Genomic DNA, 21638 nt, shown 5'->3' on the forward strand with positions numbered 1-21638 from the left:
TTTCATAAATGAAAAAATTGAATTTTAAGGAAATGCTTTTACTTCCGCATTTTTTCTCCTTTTTAAATATTGAGGAAGCGTTTTTTTTGGAATTAAATAATTTATAAGTTTGTGCTATGAATATTATCCTTGCTTCAACATCGACGCTCTTCGGAGGTAATTATCTTGAATATTTAAAGCCAGAAATTCAAAATCTTTTCAGCGAAACCAATGAAATTATCTTTGTGCCGTTTGCAAGACCTGGCGGAATTTCACACGAAGAATATACCAAAAAAGCTCGCGAATTTTTCACTCAAATTAATATAAAAGTAAAAGGCCTGCACGAGTTTGAAGATAAAATTGAAGCGGTAAACAACGCAAAAGGGATTTTCACCGGCGGAGGTAATACTTTCCTTTTAGTGAAAACGCTTCACGAAGAAAATCTCATGGAAGTTTTAAAAGAAAATGTTGAGAACGGAACGCCATACCTTGGCTGCAGTGCCGGTTCGAACATTGGCGGACTGAATATGAAAACCACGAATGACATGCCGATTGTTTATCCGCCAAGTTTTGAATGTATGGGACTTGTTCCGTTCAACATCAATCCGCATTATCTGGATCCGAATCCGGATTTGAAGCACAACGGCGAAACTCGCGAAACGAGAATTAAAGAATTTCTCACCCAGAACAATACTAAAGTTGTAGGCCTGCGGGAAGGTAACTGGATCCGGAAGATTGGGCAGAAAATTACTGTGGAAGGTAAAGAATTAACCCGTATTTTCGAGAAAGATAAGGAACCTTACGAAATTGCTCCCGGTACAGAACTTTAAGCGGGTTCTGCCCATCTTTTTACAAGAAGATCCATTAAAAAATCCGGACATTTTATCACTTTGTTCTTTTTGGCGTCGAGAAAAAAGAGGGTGGTTTTTGCTTCCGTAATCTTTTCTTTAGAACTGTTATAAATTTCGTATTCAAATTCAATTCGCACGCCTGGGAGTTTTTTGATGTAGGTATGGATTTCGAGAATTTCATCATATAAACCAGGCTTCAGATACTTAATGCTGAACTCCGAAACAGGTAACCAAATGCCCTGATTTTCAATCTCGTCATAAGGAATTCCGAGCTCCCGAAAAAGTTCGACTCTGGCCACTTCCAGGTACTCCGCATAGTTCCCGTAATAAACGTATTTCATGGGATCTGTTTCTCCGTAACGTACTCGTAATGAATGGGTTGTGTGTATCATTGTAAGACTTAAATCAATCATACAAATATATTTTTAAATAACCAATAGCACAAAAATTTTTTTATCATAATTTAAAATTCGATATTTGTCTTCCCACTAAAATTAAACACTTGCAGGTAATTGCAGAACGAAAATGAATGAAAATTTAACTCTTATTTGGGAAAAGTGTCTCCAGTTCATGAGGGATAACCTCAACGCAGCAGAAGACAATACTGACCTTAAAAAACTCGAAAACTCGTTTGATTTACTTTTCGACAATGTGCAGCCGGTATCTTTGGTGAGCAATAACCTTACCCTGTTAGTACCGAGTGATTTTTACAAAGAATACATTGAGGATAATTACTTATCCCTGCTTTCTGCTGCGCTGAAAAAAAATCTAGGAAAAGGAGTTAAGCTTTGGTATTCCGTTATGGAAAACAAGCCCAGCGGTCAGGAAAAACCCATTACCATGAATGTAAAGGGTAAGAGTATTGCGACGCCAAAAGTACAGGAAACGCTTCCGCCTTCATTTTCTGCAAATCTCATCAACCCTTTTGTAGTTCCCGGAATGAAGAAGGTGAATATCGACTCTAATCTGAAAGCCGATTTTTCTTTTGACAATTATGTGGAAGGCGAAAGCAATAAATTTGCTGCCACTGTAGCAAAATCTATCGCCAAAAGACCGGGCGCAACTGCCTTCAACCCGCTGTTTTTATATGGAGGTTACGGAGTAGGGAAAACCCACCTGGGCCACGCTGTAGGTCTGGAAGTGAAAAATGCTTTTCCGGACAAAGTGGTACTTTATTTATCATCAGAAAAATTCATTCAGCAGTTTGTATCTGCTGCGAAAGCTCATAAACAGACCGAATTTGCGAATTTCTACCAAATGGTTGATGTGCTGATTATCGATGATATTCAGTTTCTTTCCGGTAAGAAATCTACGCAGGACAGCTTCTTCCATATTTTCGATTATCTGCACCAGAACGGCAAACAGATTATCTTAACTTCAGATAAAGCGCCGGTTGATATTCTCGATATTCAGGATCGAATTGTTTCTCGATTCAAGTGGGGACTTTCTGCAGAAATTAAATCTCCGGATTTCGATACCAGAAGAAAAATCATCGTTGATAAGCTAAGCCGCGACGGAATTGTTTTAACGGAAGATATGCTCGATTTCCTTGCGTCTGAAGTAAAAACCAACGTTCGTGAACTGATTGGTGTTATCAATTCAGTAATCGCGTATTCCACGATTTATAAATCTGAGTTGAGTCTTGAACTTTTAAAGGAAACCATCAATAAAATTGCAGCCAACCAGAAAAAGGTGATCAATATTCCTTATATTCAGGAAGTGGTTTGCGAATATTTCGGCATCCAGAGAGAGCAGCTTTTATCGAAAACCAGAAAAAGAGAAATCGCTTTGCCAAGACAATTAGCGATGTATTTCGCCAAGGAGTTTACCAATGCCACCTTCACCAAAATTGGAGAGGAAATGGGCGGAAAAGACCACTCAACTGTGATGTACGCGTGCGATACAATAAAAGACGTATCTAAAATCGATAAAGAACTGAAAAAGTATGTAAAAGAACTTACCGAAAAAATTAAACAGTAGATTTGCCATATATTAATCATAAGAAGAGAAGGGGTTTTTTGAATTCCTTCTTTTTTTATTTTAATTTTGAAGGCTTCAAATAAAATAGCACCACATGAAAATCCTTGTTGTATGTCTCGGTAATATCTGCAGAAGTCCGCTTGCCGAAGGTATTTTAAAATCAAAACTGCCTGAAAATTTTGTAATCGATTCGGCCGGAACCATTTCCCTTCACGAAGGCGAACATCCCGACAAACGCGCGATTGAAACTGCCGAAAATCACGGAATTACGATTGGAAAACAGCGGTCGCGACCTATTACCAAAACGGATTTAGAAGATTTCGATAAAATTTACTGCATGGATTTAAGCGTTTATGAAGATGTGATTTCGATGGCAAAAAACGAAGAACAGCGGAGTAAGATTTCTCTTTTTTTGGAAGCGGCAGAAATTCCCGAGAACAATTATGAAGTTTTCGATCCCTACTGGAGCGGTTTGGATGGTTTTGAAAAAGTTTATCAGTTGCTGGATAAAGCCTCCGAAAAGATTACATCAAAGCTCCTTAACAATCAAAATTAATTCTAAATGCTTTTCCTAATTCCCGCTTACCTTTCCGAAAATTCACCCATTGCATATTTCGCGCCTGCAATTAAAGAATATATCCTGAAGACCGATTATTTCTTCGTAGAAAACGAAAAAACCGCCAGAAAAGTCATTAAGTTTTTTGCACCTGAAAAAAAGCAGGCTGATCTGAAGCTCTTTCTTCTCGATAAATATTCTGAATCTGCAGATTTAAAGGAAGCTCAGAAATTAATGAAAAACGGTCAGGATTTCGGTTTACTTTCTGAAGCCGGACTCCCGTGTATCGCCGATCCCGGAAATCTTATGGTGAAATGGTGTCACGAAAATAACATCAAAATTATTCCGATTAATGGGCCTTCTTCGATTATTTTGGCATTAATTTCAAGTGGTTTTAATGGTCAGGAATTTACGTTTCACGGGTACCTTCCGATTGATAAGTCTGAGAAGAAATCACGAATTAAGTATCTGGAAAATCAGGTTCAGAAAACGGGCTATTCGCAGATTTTCATGGAAACTCCGTACCGGAACAATCAGCTTTTTGAAGATCTGTGTAAATTCCTCGCACCGATTACGAGGCTTTGTATCGCGGCCAACATTAATGATCCAAATGAGGAATTTATCAAAACGCTAAGCATCAAAGACTGGCAGAAAAACAAGCCGGAACTTCATAAAATTCCCGCGGTTTTCGTTCTGGGTAAATAGTTTAACTTCCTTTAACAGCGTGTTTGCATTATTATTGAAGCTGACTTACGAAAATAAATTACTATGTCAGATAAAAAATTAGCAGGCCTTTGGCTTGACCAGCACAAAGCGGTAGTCGTAAAAAATCATGATGCGCAGAATGCCTTTAAATTTTTTCTTTGTTCACCTGTGAAAGCTGTTGTACAGCACGGTAATTCCAGCGAGAATGCGGGCAATAACGCGGAACAGACGAACAAGGCAAAATTCTTCAAGGAGATTGCCCATCTTTTAACCAATTCCGAAGAAGTATATGTTACCGGTCCCGGAACGATTCAGGAAGAACTGAAAAGTTTCCTTCATGATACGGCACAATTCAAGAACCTTAAAATTACCCTGGATACCGCTCAGCAAATGAGTGACGAACAGGTTCTGGAAACAGTGAAAAAACATTTCGGAGAATAATCCGGAAAAGATGATAAAAAAAGCGGCCAAATTATTGACCGCATTTTTTATTTTTTATAATGGTAAGAATATCCATCGTTGGTGTGATCGCTGAGGTAGAGGTTTGAAGAGTCGATACCGTCAACAAAAACGTCAGGGTAATTCGAGAAATCGATAAACAGTTTTTCTTTGTGTTCATTTGGCGTAACTTCTATTAAAAGGTTGTAAGTTCCTTCGCTCACCGTTGCACCATTTTCTTTAACGGTATAAATGTAGGCATCTGTAAAAGTGATGGTACGCTGAATTCCTGTGCTTGACGGAGTGTCATTAATATTTCCGATTCCGCCTGTTGTAGCTGCCCAGTTCCAGGTACCTACAAACTGTTCGTTCGAGAGTTCATCTTCTCTTGTTCCGCAGGCTATAAAAACAGTGACCGCAATTAAATAAAGTAAAAAGATGTTTAATTTTTTCATGATGCTCATTTTAAACAACAAAATTACAATTTTTTAATCCTGTTTATATTTTTCAGCTTTCATTATTTGGATGAGAAGAATCATTAACAGTAGTTTTTTTTCGGGCCCGCCATTTTCGGTAAAGTATGATGACAAAAGGCGCGAGGATAAAGAACGGCCAAAGGGAAATAAGACCCAGTACAAAACTTACAAAAATATTCCATCCCTGTGCGACGGAATCTGAAAATCTGCTTCCAAAACCGATTCTAGATGTTACAGAACTTCTGGGTTTTTCTTTAGTGAGGCTTAGGCGCAGGGTGCTGTAGTTTACTCGGTCGTCAATGAAACGGAGTCTGCCTTCTGCAACATCAATCTCGTCTTCGAGTTTGCGGATGTTTTCCTGGATTTCGAGCATGTCTTTTGTAGTTGCTGCATTCTTCAGCAGATCGCGGTATTTTTCCAGATAAATCCTTTTGTTCTCGAGTTTTATGGCGACATCTGTATATTCTTCAGTCACATCTTCAGAGGAAAAATTTTTGTATTCAACTGCGCCAATACCCTCTGAAAAAGAAGAGATCAGCTGATCGAAATTCTGATAAGGAACACGAATTACGAGATCCAGTTCTTCTGAAATTTCTGTATTCCTGAAGGTTTCGCTTTGGGTGTATGCATTTTGTTTTTTCAGTATGCCGTCTACCTTCAGTTTAGCATCGTTAATATGGGCAACAGCTATTCCCATTTCCCCGTTTTTAATGATCTTTTTAGCAATGCTGTCATTTTTTGCTGGAGCACTATCTGGCTTTACAGAAGCTGATTTTTGGTTAGCAGCGGCGTCTTCCGGAATCACTTCCATGAGAGAAGCGTTTACCTCAGTATTTACCGCATAAGGATCGGTTTTTGAACAGCTGATGAAGCTAAATAGAGCTAAAAATAGGATGGACATTTTCATTTTGAAGTAGAAATTGGATTTGTATTTATAAATGTATAAAAATTTAAAGTTGCTGAGATCATTTTAATAAAAAAGACGCACAGAAAAGTGCGTCTTATTTTTTTACAAGAATATGATTTGTCTTACCCGATTTCGACACCGTTTTCTACGGTTTCATCCGGCGTTACAAACACCAGTTTTCCATCAGCGTTGTTGGTTAAAAGCAACATTCCCTGAGATTCGATACCGCGGATTTTTCTCGGTGCCAGATTCAGTAAAATCATCACCTGTTTTCCGATGCATTCTTCCGGCGTGAAGCTTTCAGCGATTCCCGAAACCACGGTTCTTACATCAACGCCTGTATCTACGGTAAATTTCAATAATTTATCCGCTTTTTCCACTTTTTCAGCGGTAAGAATGGTGGCTGTTCTTAAATCTATTTTTGTGAAATCATCAAACTGAATTTCGTCTTTCATAGGATTCGCTTTCGGGTTGGTTTTTTTGTTGGAAGCTTTGGTGTTTTCTAATTTTTGAATTTGGAATTCGATGGTTTCATCTTCTATTTTAGAAAATAAAAGTTCCGCATTATTAATTTGATGTCCGGTTTTGATCAAAACCTTTTCCTGTTTCAGTTGCTCCCAACTTATTTGGTCAACATTGAACATTTTTTGTAGTTTTTCTGCGCTGAATGGCATGAATGGTTCGCAAACTTGAGCCAAGCCTACCGCGATTTGCGCTGCTACGAAAAGTGAACTTGCTGCCTTTTCCGGGTTGTCTTTGATGGTTTTCCAAGGTTCTTCGGTCTGCAAATATTGGTTTCCGAATCTTGCTAAATTCATCATGGCAGATAATGCGTTTCGGAATTCAAAATTTTCGAGGAAGTTTTCGATTTCGTTAGCTGCCTTTGCCGTTTCATTGAGTTCTAAAGCGTTTTCATCACCTGCAGGAACTATACCGTCGTAATATTTATGAATTAAAACAGCAACTCTGTTGATGAAGTTTCCGAAAATCCCGACTAATTCAGAATTATTTTTAGTCTGGAAATCTTTCCATGTGAAGTTGTTGTCTTTGGTTTCCGGAGCTGAGGAAAGTAATGCATAACGCAAAACATCTTGCTGACCAGGAAATTCTTCCACATATTCATGAGCCCAAACAGCCCAGTTTCTTGAAGTAGAAATTTTATCGTTTTCAAGATTAAGGAATTCAAAAGCTGGAACATTTTTCGGCATGATGTAATCTCCGTGAGCCTTCATCATTGCAGGGAAAATAATGCAGTGGAAAACAATGTTATCTTTCCCGATGAAGTGTATAAGGTCGGAGTTTTCGCTTTGCCAGTAATCTTTCCAGTTTTTACCATTTTTTATTGCCCATTCTTGGGTGAATGAGATGTATCCGATGGGCGCATCGAACCAAACATAGAGCACTTTTCCGTCCGCATCAGGAAGTGGCACGGGAACGCCCCAGTTGAGGTCTCTGGTCATTGCACGAGGTTTCAGTCCATCGTTTAACCAAGATTTTACCTGTCCGTAAACGTTGGGTTTCCAGTCGTCTTTGTGGCCTTCAATAATCCATTCGTTCAGGAAGCTTTCGTAATCATTTAAGGGAAGATACCAGTTTTTGGTTTCCTTTAAGACGGGAACGTTTCCGCTCAGCATCGATTTCGGGTTGATAAGTTCAGAGGGCGAAAGAGTAGAGCCGCATTTTTCGCACTGGTCACCGTACGCACCGTCGTTGCCGCAATTCGGGCAGGTTCCCACGATATAGCGGTCAGCCAGAAATTCGCCGGCCTGTTCGTCGAAATACTGTTCGGAAATTTCTTCTGTGAATTTTCCCTTATTGTATAGGGTGGAGAAAAAATCCTGGCTTACTTCGTAATGTTTTTTAGAAGTTGTTCTGGAGTATTCGTCGAAGGAGATTCCCAGATCACTGAAAGATTTTTTAATGATTTCGTGGTATTTGTCTACAATATCATGCGGCGTTACTCCCTCTTTTTTTGCGCGGATGGTAATCGGAATGCCGTGTTCATCGGATCCGCAGATAAAAGCGACCTCTTTTTCGAGTCTTCTCTGAAATCTGGCGTAAACATCGGCAGGAATATAAACTCCTGCCAGGTGGCCAATATGTACTGGGCCGTTTGCATAAGGCAAAGCCGCTGTAATCATCTTTCTCTCTGACATATTCTTCTAATAATTTGTGCAAAGATACGCGATATCCACTTTAATTGAAAATATTGATGATGTATTGCATAATCGAAAAAGAAGTGATGTATTAGATAAACACATGTTTAACTTTCTGTTAAAGTTCAAAGTCTCATTAGTGAGACAATAGCATTGTTAAATCACAATGAATCAACTGTTTAATAAAAGTGTGATCTGTTAATATATGATAAATCTCAGATATAATTAACTATTTTATGATAATTTTAATAATAATTGTAATTTTGTTTAAATTGCAGTGCTTCTTCAATGGAGAAGAGATGTATTGAATATTAATCCTTAAATTTTATTTTTGTGAGAAACTATACTAAAGTTTTGAAAATTGCGCCGGCTTTTTTATTGGCGGGCACAATGTTACACGCACAAACTACGGATTCGGTTAAAACTGCCGACATCGAGCAGGTTGTACTGATTGGTTATGGCGCCAAGAAAAAGTCTGATCTTACAGGTTCTGTTACGGCTGTCTCTGAGAAGGACTTTAACAAAGGTGCTATCGTATCGGCAGATCAGTTGCTTACAGGTAAAGCGCCAGGTGTTAGAATCACCAACGAAGGAGGATCGCCGGACTCGAAACCGAACATCCGAATCCGTGGTGGGGCATCGCTGAACGCGCAAAATAACCCATTGATCGTTATTGACGGAGTGCCACTGGATTCTAGTAACCCAGCTGGTGTCGGAAACCCACTGAACCTAATTAACCCCAATGACATTGAATCTTTCTCAATCCTGAAAGATGCTTCGGCGACCGCTATTTATGGTTCAAGAGCATCCAATGGTGTAATTATTATTACGACTAAGAAGGGTGGTGGCAAACTGAAAGTCGGTTTCAGTACCAACGTTTCCGTAGGTGAGGTAACGAAGAATCTTGACGTGATGGATTCCTCACATTTTGTAGATTACATCAAGACTAATTTCCCTCAGTACAGTTGGAGACTCGGCGTAGGTGGTGATAAAAATAATCCAACTGAAACGGGTACCATCTATAACACCAACTGGCAGGATGAAGTTTTCAGAACTACAGTTTCTACCGATAATAACGTAAGCCTTGCAGGAACACTATGGAATGCTCTTCCAATCAGAGTATCTATGGGGTATAACCGCACAGAGGGTGTAGTGCGTACAAGTGATTATGAGCGTTTTACCGAGGCGATAAAGCTTACTCCTACATTTTTCGATAAGCACCTAAAAATTGATCTGAACTTAAAAGGTTCTCAATCTAAATTTAATGCGGTAGATGTAGGTGCTGCGATTGGGGGTGCTGTCAACATGGACCCTACAAAACCAGTTTATGTTTCACAAACAGGTCTTACAGGAAGTCCTTACAACCGTTTCGGAGGTTACTTCCAAAACACAGAATTTTCGGGTGGTCAGTACAGAACTTTAGGTCAAACCAACCCTCTTGCTGTTCTTCTTCAAAGAAATGCGCCGCAGAAAGTGAGCAAATTACTCGGAAACGTTGAATTTGACTACAAAATGCATTTCCTGCCAGAACTTCGCGCTGTCTTGAATTTAGGAATGGAAACGTCAAGTTCTGATCTGAAGACTGTTTATGCAGATAATGCAATTCAGACTTATAGAACGCCAAGTGGATCACAGTTCCCGAATGATTATACCTTCAACCCCGGCGTAGATTACGCCGAGCATCAAGACATCTTCAACAAAACGATGGATGCCTATCTGATTTACAACACAAAAGTTTCGGATTTCCTTACGAACTTCCTTATTCAAGGTGGATACTCCTATCAAAATTTTAAGAACGAAGGATATAAAGACAAGTATATTTATCACGAAACAACAGGAGTTCGAACACCGTTCGTAGATAATGACCTCAATCCTACAAATGCTTATTACAATGAACTGAACTTGCAGTCATTTATTGCAAGATCAAATATTGATATCTTAAACCGTTATTTATTTACTCTTACTTTCCGTGCGGATGCTTCCTCGCTGTTCAAGAAAGATCAGCGGTGGGGTTATTTCCCTGCAGTAGGTTTCGCCTGGAAAGTGAATGAAGAGAGCTTCCTGCGTGATGCAGAGGCTGTACGCGAACTGAAGCTTAGACTTGGTTGGGGAAAAACCGGACAACAGGATATTACAGGACTCGTTGGTTTTTATCCGTCAAGGCCCCTATTCGCATTGGGTAGTTCTAATGCACAGTATTTCCCTGGAATCGGTACGTACAGTGCGCTTCCGTTTAACGAAAATCTTACGTGGGAAACAACCACTACCATTAATGCAGGTTTAGATTTCGGATTCTTTCGTGGGAATCTCCTGACAGGTAGCTTTGATATCTATGAAAGAAAAACAACGGATCTTCTTTTGTGGACTCCTCTTGCCCCAGGCCAAGGTCTTACTAACCAGTTTATTGACAATGTAGGTGAAATGACCAACCGAGGTGCTGAAATGAACCTTACAGTAACGCCGGTGAAGAACAGCCAGGTAACTTGGAGTATTTCCGGAAATGCTGCGTACAACTTAGGTGAGGTGACCAACCTGAAAAATGTCGAAAGCATTGCAGCTTCAGACAGTGGTTTGCCTGTAGGTACAGGGGTAAGCCTTGCATATCATCCAGTAAACGGGCAGCCCTATTCAGCTTGGGTATTCCAGCAGGTTTATGATAACAATGGAAATGCGATGCAAGGTGTTGTTATCGACAGAAACGGTGATGGTTTAATTAATAATGATGACCGTTATTATGAAGCGTTAAGACCGAACTGGACTTATGGTTTCAGCACTTCACTTAATTACCAAAACTGGGATTTCAGCGCTAACTTCCGCGGGCAGGTAGGTGGCAAAGTATATAACGCCAGAAAAATGTCTCAAGGCTTCCGCGAGTATGCAGTTCCACAGAACTCGAACTCTCTGAACAACGTTCTTACTTTTGCTGAAAATACTCCGTTCACTAACCTTACAGACCAGGTGATCTTCTCAGATTATTTCCTTGAAGATGCTACCTTCCTGCGTTTGGACAACGCGACTGTGGGGTATTTGTTCAAAGATTTATTTAACTCTACTGACCTACGCGTTTACGGTTCCGTGAGCAATGCATTTGTAATTACAAAATATGAAGGTTTGGACCCAGAAAATTTCAATGCGATTGACAACAATTTTTATCCAAGACCACGAACTTATACCATTGGTTTAAACTTTAATTTTTAAATAAAACAAAATGAAAAATATTAAATTCAAATTATTGGCTTTTGCAGCGGTAGTGATGCTGTCCACGCAATCCTGTCTCCGGGATCTGGATACTGAGCCAAAATATGATATGACACTTGAATATATACTGCAACAGGATCCTAAAGCAGTGGAAGGAATGCTTTCCCGTCTTTATGCAAGTTTCGCTCTTTCCAGTGTTAAAGGTCCTGGTGAATCTGACATCTCCGGTGCTGACCCGGGAGAGTCGCCATTTATCCGCGGACTGGTGAATCTTCAGGATTTTACAGCAGACGGAATGAAAAACCGTTGGGGTGATAACGGTCTTGATCAGTTGACTACTACGAGCAACTGGACAGACAATAATAAATTTTTTAAATACGCTTACGACAGAATTTATTATACCGTTCCTCAGGCAACTAACCTTATCCTTATTATGAAGAGCGATAACGTTAAATATGAGAATAAGGATCAGGTGGTGAGTGAGCTTCGCTTTTTACGTGCGCTTTCTTACTATTATCTTATTGATCTTTTTGGTAAAGGTGTTTTGGTAAACGATGAAACTTTCAATACGAGTACACCGCTTCCAGAAGCTTCAAGAACTGAACTGTTCACTTTTGTTGAATCTGAACTTAAAGATATCGAAGGAAAACTTCCTGCCCAAAATTCTTATGCACGTGCAAACAAATCTGCGGCAAGAATGCTTTTGGCTAAACTTTATCTGAATGCTGAAGTTTATACAGGAACGCCGCGATATAATGATGCTGCCGCATATATTAGTAAAGTAATTAGTGAAGGTGGATATCAGTTGGAAGGAAACTTCCGCAAGAATTTTTCTGCTGACAACAATACTTCGAAAGAGATTATCTTCCCACTTATAGCTGACGCTGCAAGCAGCCAGAGTTTCGGTAACACTACTTACATCGTTAATGGAAGCATCAGTACGGATACCATGACGCCTGCAGATTTTGGCGCGACAGATGGTTGGGCTGGTCACCGGGCAACTAAAGCATGGTATGGTTTATTTGCAGGTTCTGCAGCTGGTCTTCAGAGCAGTACTGACGTACGTGCAAAGCTTTTCTGGTCAACAGGTCACAATTGGGAGATGAATGATTATAAAACTTGGACTGACGGGTTTCCATCTGACAAGTTCTGGAACAAGAATTCCGACGGCAGCGGTAGCGCAACAAGTTTTTCTTCTACAGATTTCCCTCTGTTCCGTTTGAGTGATGCTTATCTAATTTATGCTGAATGTGCGGTTCGTGGCGCGGCAGGTACTTCAATGGGGCAGGCAATCACTTACTTCAACCAGGTTCGTACAAGAGCTGGAGCTCCAGTTGTTTCTGTTCTTTCACTTGACGAAGTTCTAAATGAAAGAGGTCGCGAACTAGGTTTAGAAGGTGTGCGTCGTCAGGATCTTATCCGTTTCGGGAAATTTACAGGTGGTTCTTATCTGTGGCCTTGGAAAGGTGGTGTGAAGAACGGTACTGCGATTTCGGACAACTACAAATTGTTTCCTATTCCTAGTACTGCGCTTCAGGCGAATCCAAATCTGACCCAAAATCCAGGTTACTAACTTTAATTTAATTCAATAATGAAAACCAATAATTTATATAAAATACTTCTTGCAGTGCTGGTCTTTTTCGGCATTACAGCCTGCGAGGACCGGGAACTGATTATGGTAGAAAATCAATCAGCTCCTATTGTGATGGATCTTTCGGCTTCTACACTTTTTCTAGATCAGAATTTTCCGGCTAATCCGGCACTCACAGTAACCTGGACAGCAGCAACATACTCAGTTCCAACTGAAATTCGCTATAAAGTCGAAGCTTCTTCTGATGAGAAGTTTACGAAGCCATTAGAGCTTGCTACTGTTGCTGAATCAAGCAATGCGGTGACATTTACTGTAGATGAAATGAATAAGTCAGCTATTGCTTTAGGTATGTCACCGGCAGTATCGTCAAAAATGTATTTAAGAGTGGTATCGTACTTAGGAACAGGTCAAATGATGTCCGCTGTTTCTAATGTAACCTCACTACAGATTACTCCTTATGTGCTTTCCTATCCCGATTTCTACCTTGTAGGTGGTGCCACCGCTGTAGACTGGACTGCGAGTGCAGCACAGATTCTTTATAAAGATGCTAACCTTTCTTATATCTACACTTATTTGAAGCCAGGAAATTTCCGTTTCCTCGGTCAGCAAGACTGGAATCCTACAAACTACAGTCTTAATGATCCTGGAATCAAAGAAAACTATAGATATTTCAACCAGTGGCCTGCTACAATTGCGCCCGACACTGCTGAACAGGAAAACATGATTTTCTCCGGCACAGAAGGTATATACAAAATTACCATTAACGCAGCTGCTGATAAAAAGACTTTAGACATTGTTCCTTCTTCAGTTTCCGGTTTCAATTTCGACACTGTTTATGTGGTTGGAAACGTCGCCGGAAATAGCTGGAATGCTGACAATGCAATTGCAATGACTAAAACTGGTGAGGGAGTTTATGAGTTCACAACAACGCTTGACAATGGCGCTGAATTTAAGATTCTCGGACAAAAATCTTGGGGAGACCTTGACTGGGGTAATATCGGTGGAAACGGTAATACCGGATTCCTTGGCCCAAAAGGAGATAACGGAAACATCAAATTTGATGGTGGCGGATCTGAATACAAGATTACCGTGAATATCAAGAGAGGGACTTACAGCATTGTAAAACTTTAGAACACCGTTTATAAGTTCATTAAAATAACTGAAAAAAATGAAAAATATATTTAAAATTTTGATCGTGCTGTTTCTGCCATTAATTCTTCTGAATTCCTGCAGAAACGATGCTGACAGAGACTGGACGACTCCAGAGCCTTCTTTTACCCTCAAAAATACTTCGCTGGATGCAGCAGTGCTTTATCCCACGATGGAAAATAATCCGTACGTTCTTGTTTGGGATGCAGCTCAGGGAACAGGTGCTTACTCGGTAGTGGTTTCTTCTAAAGAAGACTTTTCCACTAAAGCAATTTTAGGTACTTCTGAAAGTACTACCTTAAGAACAACAGTAGGAAACTTGAATACTGCGATGTTACAGGCAGGAATCAACCCGTATGCTCCTCAAAAAGTTTTTGTAAGAGTAGAACGTGGAACGGCTGTCTCAAATGTAATCAGCTTTACTGTAACTCCGTATCCTTCGGCTGTCCCTGTAATTACAAAACCAACCGCTGGTCAGGCGGTCTTGCTAGATTCGTCTGAACCGTTAACGAATGCAGTTACGGTTATGTGGAATGATTACACTTACGGCGTAGATGTAAATTATACGGTGGAGGTTGCTCCAAAAGGGTCAACAGCATTTGCCTCTTTAGGAACGGTGAAGAACGAAAAAGAACTTCCTGTGTCAAACTTTACACTTAATAATGCAGCAATAGGTGCAGGTTTAACCGCTGGTATAACAACGGATGTTGATATTCGCGTTACGGCCAAAACTGAATCTGCAGGAGGGGTAATTACCAAAGTGTCTAATGTTGTCACCTTTAAACTGACTCCATACACTCCTGCATTTGTAGATTTCTATCTAGTAGGTGGCGGAACAGCAGTTGGCTGGAATGCAGGTGGAGCGCAGCTTTTGAAAAACGACAATGAAATTTCAGAGATCTATACTTATCTTGAGCAGAATGGCGAATTCAGATTCCTAGGTCAGCAGGACTGGGGACCTGTTAACTATAGTTTAAATGCAGATGGTATTAATGCAGATTACAAATACTTCAACACCTGGTCAGCGAATTTGGTACCTTCAGGCAATGAAAACATGAAGTTTACAGGAAACTCCGGAATGTACAAAATTACAATCAATCAGAATTCCAGAGATATCACTGTAACTCCATCTGCGCTGCCAACACTGCCAACCAACTTATATCTGGTAGGCTCACTTAACGGGTGGGATGCAAACAACGCTTTGCCAATGGAGCAGGTTAACGATGGTGTTTACGAATACACGATTGCAATTCCGGACGGAGCCCAATTCAAATTCATCGGCCAGCAGGCTTGGGGAGATTTAGAGTGGGCAAATATCCACACCGGTGGAAACTCAGGATTCCTTGGGCCAAAAGGAGATAATGATAACATCCAATTCGATGGTGGCGGTGCATTATACAAAATCACGGCAAACATAAAATTGGGGACTTATAAATTAACGCCTCAATAACCAGATTACAAATAATTATTTATAAAACTGTTGCTTTTCGGCAGCAGTTTTTTTGTTTTTAAGTGATAAATGATGGCTCAAAAGCTTGGTCATTACTCACAATTTCTCTAAATTTATTGATTCGAAAATTATGGTATGAAAAATATAAAAATATCTGCGCTTTTCCTGCTGATGGGAAGTTTCGCACTTAACGCACAGTCTCTGAAATCCCCTGATGGTAAATTCGAAATGAATTTTCAACTCAAAAGCGGAATGCCTTATTACAATCTTAAATATCAGGGGAAAACTGTGGTTGAGGATTCAAAATTAGGATTAAGACTGCTGAGAGACGACGACATTCAGTTTGCTTCCGAAATCGAAAATAAGGACCAGAAAGGAAAAAACCTCGACAGTGGTTTTACGAAAACAGCCGAAAAATTCGATTCGAAAAATGAAACCTGGAATCCAATTATGGGGGAGAAAAAATCCTACATCAACCATTATAACGAACTGGCTGTAACTTTAAATCAGGATGCAAACGACAGACATATTATTGTGAAATTCAGGTTGTTTAATGATGGTTTAGGTTTCAGGTATGAGTTCCCCGAGCAGAAAAACCTTAATTATTTCATAATCCGCGAAGAAGATTCCGAAATCGATCTTCCAACCGATATGAAAGCCTGGTGGCTTGCCGGAGATTACGATTCGCAGGAATATCAGACTCAAACCTCGAATCTTTCGGAAGTTCCTGCAAAATGGCCAACTTCCTACGACGGAAATGCATCACAGTCTTTAATTAAAAATGCGGTGCAAACGCCTTTAATGCTCAAAAAAGAAGGAAAAGACCAGCTGTATGTGAATATTTCTGAGGCTGCTGTGATTAATTATCCGGCTTCCAATCTGGAACTTGATGCGGCGAATTTCAAATTTAAAACACATTTAACTCCTGACGCTCAGGGTGCGAAAGGGTATATTCAGACCCCTGCAGTTTCGCCGTGGAGAACCATCATTGTTTCGCCAAAAGCCGAAGAAGTTCTGGCTTCGAAAATGATTTTCAACCTGAACGAACCTACGGAATATAAGGATACTTCGTACATCAAACCCACAAAATACATGGGCGTTTGGTGGGAAATGATCATCGGTAAATCGAACTGGTCGTATTCAACCGCTAATAATGTACACATCGGGAAAACTGATTTTTCTAAACTCACGCCGAACGGAAAACACGCGGCGAACAATACCAAAGTTAAAGAATACATTGATTTCGCTTCTGCTCACGGTTTTGATGCGCTTCTTATTGAAGGCTGGAACGTGGGCTGGGAAGACTGGTTCGGTCACAGCAAAGAATTTGTTTTCGATTTCATTACGCCTTATCCCGATTTCGACATCAAAATGCTGAACGATTATGCCCATTCCAAAGGGATGAAACTTATGATGCACCACGAAACTTCCGGCTCTGCGACCAATTACGAACGTTGGGCTGACAAAGCTTTCCAGCTGATGAACAAATACGATTATCCATCGGTGAAAACCGGTTATGTGGGAAATATCATTCCGCGTGGCGAACACCATTATTCCCAATGGACCATCAATCATTATCTGAGAATTGTCGAAAAAGCACATGAATATAAAATCATGGTGAATTCCCATGAATCCGTCCGTCCAACCGGTTTAAGCAGAACCTATCCAAACTGGATCGCTGCTGAAGCCGCACGTGGAACAGAATTCGAAGCATTTGGCGGAAATAATCCCGATCACCAAACCATTCTTCCGTTTACCAGATTTATGGGCGGCGCGATGGATTATACCCCGGGAATCTTCCAGACTAAACTGGATTATTATTTCCCCGGAGATAAAAGATTTGTAAAAACCACGCTTGTGAAGCAGCTTGCACTATATGTTGTAATGTATTCTCCGCTCCAGATGGCGGCAGATTTACCCGAAAATTACGCCCGGCATATGGATGCATTCCAGTTCATCAAAGACGTTGCGGTAGATTGGGATGATACTAAAATCCTTTCGGCAGAACCCGGAGATTATATCCACACTGCAAGAAAAGCAAAAGGCAAAGACGAGTGGTATATCGGCGGAATTACCGACGAAAATGCAAGAAACTACACTGTAGATTTTTCTTTCCTACCGAAAGGTAAAAAGTACGAAGCCACCGTATATGCCGATGGCGACAATGCTGATTATATCAACAATCCGCAATCCTACAAAATCTATAAGAAAACCGTAACCAGTTCATCGAAACTCCCGATGAAGCTTGCAAGAAGCGGTGGATACGCCATTTCTGTGAAACCGGTAAAATAAATCATTAGAAACGGGCTTCAGCCAGTTTTTTTAAGAACTAAACCTAAGGCTTTAGCCAAAATTTAAAATGAAGAACTATATTTCAGTATTTTTTATCCTCGTTTTTTCTTTCTCATCTGCCCAAATCCAGAAAGTGGAGCCCGCCTTCTGGTGGAAAGGAATGAAAAACCCTGAACTTCAGATTCTAGTTTACGGGAAAGATATTTCAAAATATTCTGTAGAATTATCCGACAATGTTCAGGTCAAAGATCTCACAAGAACCGAAAATCCCAATTATGTTTTTATTACCGTAAATACCAACGAAATCAATACTTCTTCCTTTAAAATTAATTTTAAGGAAAAGAACAGAACACGGTATTCCTACAATTACGAACTCAAAAACCGAAAGCCTGGTTCTGCGGACAGAAATTCATTCACCTCGAAAGATGTAATGTATCTCATCATGCCAGACCGGTTTGCAAACGGTGACCCTTCTAACGATTCACAGAAAAACCTCACTGATAAACTCAACCGCGATGCACCAAACGGAAGACACGGCGGCGATTTGCGGGGAATCATCAACAATCTGGATTATCTGAAAAATCTTGGCGCAACGGCACTTTGGCTTACACCGGCAAACGAAGATAATGAGAAGCAAACTTCTTATCACGGGTACGCCCAAACCGATTTATACAAAATCGACGGACGCTACGGTACCAACGAAGAATATCTTGAACTTTCGCGCGAGCTGCAGAAACGCGGCATGATGCTCATTCAGGATTATGTGACGAATCACTGGGGAATTTCGCACTGGCTTATTCAGGATTTACCCACCAAAGACTGGATTCATCAGTTCCCGGACGGTGAAGGAAAATATGGTTTCAAGCGATCCAATTACCGAACCACTTCGCAGTTTGATACCAACGTGGCAGATACCGATAAAAAGGAAGCGCTCAACGGTTGGTTTGATACCACAATGCCTGATTTAAATCAAAGCAATCCTTTGGTTCTGAAATATTTAACCCAAAACGCCATTTGGTGGATTGAATATGCCGAACTTGGCGGGCTGCGCGTGGATACCTATCCTTACAACGATAAAGTGGCCATGGCAAAATGGGCCAAAGCGATTACCGACGAATATCCGAAATTCAATATTGTGGGAGAAGCCTGGATGTATAATCCGGCGCATGTTTCCTACTGGCAGAAAGATTCAAAAATCGGTGAGATCGATGGTTACAACTCTAATCTTCCTTCCGTTATGGATTTTACCCTTTATACCGATCTGCCTTCAGCACTGAAAGAAGAAGACAGCTGGGACAAGGGAATGATTAAAATTTACAATTCCTTCGGAAACGATTTTCTGTATCCGGACATCAACAACATCCTCGTATTCTTCGAAAACCACGATACGGAAAGATTCAACGAAATCTTCAACGGCGATTTGCGTTACTACAAAATGGCTTTAACTCTAATTTCCACCGTTCGCGGAATTCCGCAGATTTATTACGGCTCTGAAATCGGAATGCGTGGAGAAAAATCCAAAGGCGATGCCGATATCCGAAGAGATTTCCCCGGCGGGTGGAAAGGGGATTCACAGAATGCTTTCAATCCTCAGACGCGCACGGCAGAGCAGAAGGATTATCATGATTTTACCCAAAAAGTTTTAACCTGGCGAAAAGGCAAAGACGTGATCCACAGCGGAAAAACAAAACATTATATGCCGAAAGAAAAGGTATATGTCTATTTCCGTTATAACGAAAAGGAGAAAGTTATGGTCGTGATTAACAATAACGAAAAAGCACAGACTCTTGATTTGAACCGCTTCACGGAGTCTTTAGATGGAGTTTCTGCAGGAAAGGATATCATCTCCGGAAAAGATTTTGTGGTAAATTCAAAAAATAAATTGACGGTTTCAGGAAAATCTTCTTTAATTTTAGAATTGAAATAATCTTACGCCGCTGTAAGTTTAGAAACCATGATTATGAAAACACTAAATTTTATCACAGTCCTATTGCTGTTTTTTACATTTTCAGTAACACTTTCAGCCCAAAATAAAGGCTTTTACGAAAATGTGCAGAAGAAAAACATCAGCAAAGTTCTCGACGATCTCAATACTTTCGCTGCAACCGCCGATTACAAAAATTATTTCGATCTGTATGCGGAAGAATCCACGTTCATTGGTACCGACGCCACCGAAGTCTGGAACAAAAAAGAATTTATGGCTTGGGCAAAACCTTTTTTTGACAAAGGCAAAGCCTGGAATTTTACTTCCCTGAAAAGAAGCATCACTTTCAGCAAAGACGGCAACTATGCATGGTTTGATGAGGTTTTAGATACCCAGATGAAAATCTGCCGCGGTTCCGGCGTCTTGGAAAAAATTGGTGGCAAATGGAAAATCCGGCAGTATGTTTTATCCACCACAGTTCCCAATGAGGTCATCGATGAGGTAGTGAAAATAAAAACGCCAATCGAGGACGCATTAATTTCAGAATTAAAGAAAAATTAAATATTCCTATTCATTAAGTTATGGCTAAAAAAATAAAACCCAACCTCAGTATCGCTCAGATTATCAATATGAGTATGGGGTTTCTCGGCATCCAAATGGCATTTGGCCTGCAGAACGGAAATGCGAGCAGAATTCTCGCCAACCTCGGTGCTGATGTGCACCAACTTTCCTGGTTCTGGCTCGTAGCACCCATTACCGGATTAATCGTTCAGCCCATCATCGGTCACATGGGCGATAATACCTGGAGTCCGCTCGGAAGAAGAAAACCTTACTTCCTCATTGGTGCGGTTTTGTGCGCCATCGGTTTGGTTCTTTTGCCAAACGCGGCTTCTGTAACCCATCTCATCGCAGCCAATGTATTGTTGTTGGCCGTAATCTTCCTTGCCATGATGGATTTTTCCGTGAATATTGCCATGGAACCTTTCCGCGCGCTGGTAGGAGATATGCTTCCGAAACATCAGGGCACGCTGGGTTTCTCTATCCAGACGATTCTGATAGGTATCGGCGCAGTCATCGGTTCCGAAATGCCCAACTGGCTCACCAAGATGGGCGTTTCTAATGTAGCGGCTGAAGGTTATGTAGCCAATAATGTAATCTATGCCTTTTATATAGGTGCAGCTGTTTTAATTGCCTCTATTTTATACACCATTTTTACGACGAGAGAATACTCACCAAAGGAATTTGCTGAGTTCGAGGGCCGGGAAGAAGGTACGGAACACCGTTCCAAGTTTTCGGATATGTTTAAGGATTTTGCGACCATCCCACCACTGATGAAAAAATTGGGTGCCGTGCAGTTTTTCTCTTGGTTTGCTTTGTTTACCATGTGGGTATTTACCACCAGTGCTCTAGCTACCCATCATTTCGGACTTTCTCCCGAAGATACGCAGTCTGCGGAATTTAATAAAGCAGGTGATTTAACCGGACATTTGTTTGGGCTTTATAACTTATTTGCAATTCCGTTTGCATTTTTATTAACGCCTATAGCAAAAGCCATCGGAAAGAAACAGACTCATGCATTAGCTTTACTCTCGGGAGGTTTTGGCTTAATATCCATGTTTTTTATTAAAGATACCGGTATGCTTTGGATTTCCATGATCGGGCTGGGATTTGCCTGGGCCAGTATTCTGGCAATGCCTTATGCAATGCTCATCGATGCCATTCCGCAGAGAAAAATGGGCGTTTATATGGGGATTTTCAACTTTTTCATTGTAATTCCTCAGATTTTCAACGGAATATTCGGCGGGCCTATCGTTAAAAATCTTTTCGGCAACATGTCCATCGATTATATTGTGGTAGGCGGGTTTTGTCTGATAATTGCTGCAGCCGTAACCATGTTTTTAATTAAAGGTGAAGGCAAAGAATCAGATAAAGAACTGGAAGAAGAAATTCAGCAGGTGCATTTTTAATCCAAGTCCCGCAAAGTCG

Annotated in this window: 17 protein-coding genes; 13 read left to right on the plus strand and 4 right to left on the minus strand. The window is 40.6% G+C overall.

Annotated features, from left to right (window positions below; all coding sequences use genetic code 11):
- The first annotated feature begins 116 nt into the window (after nucleotides 1-116).
- Nucleotides 117-809, plus strand: coding sequence for a dipeptidase PepE (gene pepE / locus OK344_RS02315; protein WP_265143255.1), 693 nt, complete (start codon nucleotides 117-119; stop codon nucleotides 807-809).
- On the opposite strand, the gene OK344_RS02320 is transcribed toward pepE, so the two are convergent.
- Entirely contained in the window at nucleotides 806-1222 is a 417-nt protein-coding gene (locus OK344_RS02320) for an acyl-CoA thioesterase (RefSeq protein ID WP_088468643.1), read from the minus strand. The genes pepE and OK344_RS02320 overlap by 4 nt on opposite strands.
- A 133-nt stretch (nucleotides 1223-1355) precedes the next feature.
- Between OK344_RS02320 and dnaA the strand changes: the two genes are divergently transcribed.
- The 4 genes from dnaA (at nucleotide 1356) to OK344_RS02340 (ending at nucleotide 4512) form a co-directional block, all read left to right on the plus strand.
- Nucleotides 1356-2810: a chromosomal replication initiator protein DnaA gene (gene dnaA / locus OK344_RS02325; RefSeq protein ID WP_265143256.1), complete on the plus strand. Its 1455-nt coding sequence runs from the start codon at nucleotides 1356-1358 to the stop codon at nucleotides 2808-2810.
- Nucleotides 2811-2904: 94 nt separating this feature from the next.
- The gene (locus tag OK344_RS02330) at nucleotides 2905-3366 is read left to right on the plus strand and encodes a low molecular weight protein-tyrosine-phosphatase (protein WP_265143257.1); all 462 of its coding nucleotides are present in this window, start codon (nucleotides 2905-2907) and stop codon (nucleotides 3364-3366) included.
- Between the two features lie 6 nt (nucleotides 3367-3372).
- A complete protein-coding gene (locus tag OK344_RS02335) occupies nucleotides 3373-4071 on the plus strand; it encodes an SAM-dependent methyltransferase (RefSeq protein ID WP_265143258.1) in 699 nt (232 codons plus the stop codon).
- A 63-nt stretch (nucleotides 4072-4134) separates the two neighbouring features.
- Entirely contained in the window at nucleotides 4135-4512 is a 378-nt protein-coding gene (locus OK344_RS02340) for a hypothetical protein (RefSeq protein WP_265143259.1), read from the plus strand.
- 47 nt (nucleotides 4513-4559) lie between these two features.
- Here OK344_RS02340 and OK344_RS02345 read toward each other — a convergent pair whose 3' ends face one another.
- From OK344_RS02345 to metG, 3 genes are all read right to left on the minus strand, one after another.
- Nucleotides 4560-4964, minus strand: a complete 405-nt coding sequence (locus tag OK344_RS02345) for a hypothetical protein (protein ID WP_265143260.1) — start codon at nucleotides 4962-4964, stop codon at nucleotides 4560-4562.
- 52 nt (nucleotides 4965-5016) lie between these two features.
- Nucleotides 5017-5886 (minus strand): DUF4349 domain-containing protein, encoded by an 870-nt coding sequence (locus OK344_RS02350; RefSeq protein ID WP_265143261.1) that lies wholly within the window; start codon nucleotides 5884-5886, stop codon nucleotides 5017-5019.
- 128 nt (nucleotides 5887-6014) lie between these two features.
- The gene (gene metG, locus OK344_RS02355; protein ID WP_265143262.1) at nucleotides 6015-8048 is read right to left on the minus strand and encodes a methionine--tRNA ligase; all 2034 of its coding nucleotides are present in this window, start codon (nucleotides 8046-8048) and stop codon (nucleotides 6015-6017) included.
- Nucleotides 8049-8381: 333 nt separating this feature from the next.
- On the opposite strand from metG, the gene OK344_RS02360 reads away from it, so the two are divergent.
- The 8 genes from OK344_RS02360 to OK344_RS02395 all read left to right on the plus strand — a co-directional run bounded on the left by OK344_RS02360 (nucleotide 8382) and on the right by OK344_RS02395 (nucleotide 21619).
- Nucleotides 8382-11246: a SusC/RagA family TonB-linked outer membrane protein gene (locus OK344_RS02360; RefSeq protein WP_265143263.1), complete on the plus strand. Its 2865-nt coding sequence runs from the start codon at nucleotides 8382-8384 to the stop codon at nucleotides 11244-11246.
- 10 nt (nucleotides 11247-11256) lie between these two features.
- Nucleotides 11257-12819, plus strand: coding sequence for a RagB/SusD family nutrient uptake outer membrane protein (locus tag OK344_RS02365; protein WP_265143264.1), 1563 nt, complete (start codon nucleotides 11257-11259; stop codon nucleotides 12817-12819).
- Nucleotides 12820-12837: 18 nt separating this feature from the next.
- Nucleotides 12838-13968: a SusE domain-containing protein gene (locus tag OK344_RS02370; protein WP_265143265.1), complete on the plus strand. Its 1131-nt coding sequence runs from the start codon at nucleotides 12838-12840 to the stop codon at nucleotides 13966-13968.
- Between the two features lie 37 nt (nucleotides 13969-14005).
- Nucleotides 14006-15436, plus strand: a complete 1431-nt coding sequence (locus OK344_RS02375) for a SusE domain-containing protein (protein WP_265143266.1) — start codon at nucleotides 14006-14008, stop codon at nucleotides 15434-15436.
- 135 nt (nucleotides 15437-15571) lie between these two features.
- Complete coding sequence (locus OK344_RS02380) at nucleotides 15572-17728, plus strand: glycoside hydrolase family 97 protein (protein WP_265143267.1); 2157 nt, start codon at nucleotides 15572-15574, stop codon at nucleotides 17726-17728.
- A gap of 67 nt (nucleotides 17729-17795) precedes the next feature.
- On the plus strand, nucleotides 17796-19655 hold the full coding sequence (locus OK344_RS02385; RefSeq protein ID WP_265143268.1) for a glycoside hydrolase family 13 protein: 1860 nt from the start codon (nucleotides 17796-17798) through the stop codon (nucleotides 19653-19655).
- A 33-nt stretch (nucleotides 19656-19688) separates the two neighbouring features.
- Nucleotides 19689-20213, plus strand: coding sequence for a nuclear transport factor 2 family protein (locus tag OK344_RS02390; RefSeq protein WP_265143269.1), 525 nt, complete (start codon nucleotides 19689-19691; stop codon nucleotides 20211-20213).
- A 20-nt stretch (nucleotides 20214-20233) separates the two neighbouring features.
- Nucleotides 20234-21619: an MFS transporter gene (locus tag OK344_RS02395; RefSeq protein ID WP_088467752.1), complete on the plus strand. Its 1386-nt coding sequence runs from the start codon at nucleotides 20234-20236 to the stop codon at nucleotides 21617-21619.
- Nucleotides 21620-21638: the final 19 nt, after the last annotated feature.

Origin of the sequence: Kaistella yananensis (assembly GCF_026107505.2) — a bacterium.
GTDB lineage: Bacteria > Bacteroidota > Bacteroidia > Flavobacteriales > Weeksellaceae > Kaistella > Kaistella yananensis.